General features: G+C 72.1%; 3 protein-coding genes and 2 pseudogenes. All 5 read left to right on the top strand.

Features of this window, described 5'->3' with window-relative positions; genetic code table 11:
* A pseudogene (locus ABZV34_RS38325) lies at window positions 1-185 on the top strand (aminofutalosine synthase MqnE); the annotation flags it as partial.
* Between the two features lie 108 nt (window positions 186-293).
* Window positions 294-596: a ferredoxin gene (locus ABZV34_RS38330; RefSeq protein ID WP_356287573.1), complete on the top strand. Its 303-nt coding sequence runs from the start codon at window positions 294-296 to the stop codon at window positions 594-596.
* Between the two features lie 91 nt (window positions 597-687).
* Window positions 688-1,452 carry an alpha/beta fold hydrolase gene (locus ABZV34_RS38335; RefSeq protein WP_356287576.1) on the top strand — a complete coding sequence of 255 codons (765 nt, stop codon included), beginning with the start codon at window positions 688-690 and terminating at the stop codon, window positions 1,450-1,452.
* A gap of 164 nt (window positions 1,453-1,616) precedes the next feature.
* Window positions 1,617-2,516 (top strand): menaquinone biosynthesis protein, encoded by a 900-nt coding sequence (locus ABZV34_RS38340; RefSeq protein WP_356287579.1) that lies wholly within the window; start codon window positions 1,617-1,619, stop codon window positions 2,514-2,516.
* Between the two features lie 52 nt (window positions 2,517-2,568).
* A pseudogene (locus ABZV34_RS38345) lies at window positions 2,569-2,753 on the top strand (dehypoxanthine futalosine cyclase); the annotation flags it as partial.

Genomic DNA, 2,753 nt, shown 5'->3' on the forward strand with positions numbered 1-2,753 from the left:
ACAAGATCACGCACGACGCGGACAACTACGGCACCCCGAACAAGCTGACCCGCGAGGATCTGCTCGACCTGATCCGCGACGCCGGCTTCCGCCCCGTGGAGCGCAACACCCGCTACGAGAACATCCGCGAGTACGACGGCCCGGACCCCACCCGCCGCGACGAGCCGCAGCCGATGCGCGTCTGACGCGCCGGGCCGTGGCGGGACGGTGTGTCCGGCCGCGGCCCTCCTCCTCCCCCTCACCCCGCGCGCCGCGGTGCGCGGTCTCACGACACGATCGGCAGGCAGGTGGACATGTCCCAGCAGACGAGCGGCGAGCAGGCCTTCGAGGTCTGGATCGACCATGAGCTGTGCACCGGCGACGGTATCTGTGCCCAGTACGCGCCCGAGGTGTTCGAACTGGACGTGGACGGCATCGCCTATGTGAAAGACGAGGACGACGAGCTCCTCCAGGAGCCGCGTGCCGCCACGCGGATCCCCCTGGAGCTGCTGACGGATGTCGCCGACTCCGCCAAGGAGTGCCCCGGTGAGTGCATCCATGTGCGCCGTGTCGCCGACGACGTCGAGGTGTGGGGTCCCGAGGCGGAGAGCGCCTGAGGCTCCGCCGCCCCGCAGCCAGTTCCGCACCGCGTGCGCACCGGGCCCCTGTGCCGGGTGCGCCGATCCCCTGGAAGGACATCCGCGTCCCATGAGTCCAACTCCCGCGGACGATCTGTGGATCCGCAGTTTCCGTCCCGCTCCCGAAGCGGCCGAGCGTCTGGTGTGCTTCCCGCACGCCGGCGGTTCCGCCAGTTTCTACCTGCCGGTCGCCGCGGCCCTCAGTCCCGCGGTCGACGTGGTCGCGGTGCAGTACCCGGGGCGGCAGGACCGGCGTCATGAGCCGGGGCTGACCTCGGTCGCCGAACTCGCCGACCGGGTCGCCGAGGCGCTGCGGACCTGGCAGGACCGGCCGCTGACGTTCTTCGGGCACAGCATGGGAGCGGTGGTCGCCTTCGAGGTGGCCCGGCGTCTGGAGCGGTCCGGCAGCGGGCCGGTGCGGCTGTTCGCGTCGGGGCGGCGGGCGCCGTCCCGGACCCGGGACGAAAGGGTGCACACCCTCGGTGACGACCGGCTGATCGCCGAGATCCGCGCGCTCAGCGGCACCGACAGCCGGCTTCTCGACGACGAGGAGCTGCTGCGCATGGTGCTGCCCGCGATCCGTAACGACTACACGGCCGTCGAGACCTATCTGGCCGCGCCGGAGGACACCGTGCGCTGCCCGGTGACGGTGCTGGTCGGCGACGACGACCCGAAGACCTCGCTGGACGAGGCGCGCGCCTGGGAGGGCCACACACGGGGCGGCAGCACGCTGCGGGTGTTCCCCGGCGGTCACTTCTACCTCACCGACCGGGCGGCGGACGTCCTCGCCGTCCTCACCGAGCACTTCACCGCGACGGTCTCCCGCGGGGCGTAGGACCGGCGCGGGCCGCCGGGCAGGGCCGCACACGTTCAGGCGGGCGCCGGGATGCTCCGTTCCCGGCGCGTCGCACTCCCCTCCTCTGTCCCTCCTCGTTCCGTGCGCCGGGCACCGAGTGCGCCCCGCCGCCCCTCTTCGACCCGCTCCGGGAGCGTCCACAGATGACCGAACCACTCGTCGCAGAGCCGTCGTCGGCGCTGCGTACCAAACGTCGCCGCCCCCGAGTCGGGCACATCGAGTTCCTCAACTGCCTGCCGCTGTTCTGGGGGCTGGCCCGTACCGGCAGCCTGCTCGACCTGGATCTGCGCACGGACAGCCCGGACGGTCTCAACAAAGCGCTGGCCGCCGGTGATCTCGACATCGGGCCGATCAGCCTGGTCGAGTTCCTGCGGCACGCCGACGACCTGGTGGCCCTGCCGGACATCGCGGTGGGCAGCGACGGCGACGTCATGTCGTGTCTGATCCTCAGTCAGGTGCCCCTGGACCAGCTGGACGGCGAGCGGGTCGCGCTGGGCTCGACCAGCCGGACCTCGGTGCGGCTGGCCCAGCTGCTCCTGGAGGAGAGGGTGGGGGTCCGGCCCGAGTACGTGGTGCGGCCGCCCGACCTGCGCACGATGATGTCCGAGGCGCGCGCGGCGGTCATCATCGGTGACGTGGCGCTGAGTGCCGCGCTGCACGAGGCCCCCGGACTCGGCCTCCAGGTCCATGACCTGGGCCGGATGTGGAAGGACTGGACCGGCCTCCCGTTCGTGTTCGCCGTGTTCGCGGCGCGCCGCGACTTCCTCGCCCGTGAGCCCGCTCTGGTCCGCCAGGTCCACGCCGACCTGCTGGCCTCCCGGGACCTGTCGCTGCGCGAGGTGACCGAGGTGAGCGAACAGGCCTCCCAGTGGGAGGAGTTCGATGCCGGAACGCTGGAGCGGTACTACACGCAGGCGCTCGACTTCCGGCTCGGCGCGGAACAGCTCGCCGGCATCAAGGAGTTCGCCCGCCGGGTCGGCGGTGCGGCCGAGGGCTTCGCGCCCGACGTGGCCGTACGCCTGCTGGACACCGCCCCCGAGTGACATCCCCGCCATGACCAGGAACACCATCCACAGCCCCGGAAAGGCGGGCACCATGCCCCGACCTACCCCGTCCCCGTTGCAGTCCGTCCTCGACCGTGCCGCCGAGGGTGAGCGCATCACCCCGGCGGAGGCCCTGGCCCTGTACCGTGACGCTCCGCTGCACGCGCTGGGCGCCGCCGCCGACGCCGTGCGCCGCCGCAGGTACGCCGGCACCGAGCACATCGCGACGTACATCAT

It is taken from the genome of Streptomyces sp. NPDC005195 (assembly GCF_040608315.1).
GTDB classification, from domain to species: domain Bacteria; phylum Actinomycetota; class Actinomycetes; order Streptomycetales; family Streptomycetaceae; genus Streptomyces; species Streptomyces kaempferi.

Excerpts from the sequence above, each read along its gene's own strand:
- ABZV34_RS38330 (WP_356287573.1), top strand. The coding sequence starts at position 294 with ATGTCCCAGCAGACGAGCGGCGAGCAGGCCTTCGAGGTCTGGATCGAC.
- ABZV34_RS38335 (WP_356287576.1), top strand. The coding sequence starts at position 688 with ATGAGTCCAACTCCCGCGGACGATCTGTGGATCCGCAGTTTCCGTCCC.
- ABZV34_RS38340 (WP_356287579.1), top strand. The coding sequence starts at position 1,617 with ATGACCGAACCACTCGTCGCAGAGCCGTCGTCGGCGCTGCGTACCAAA.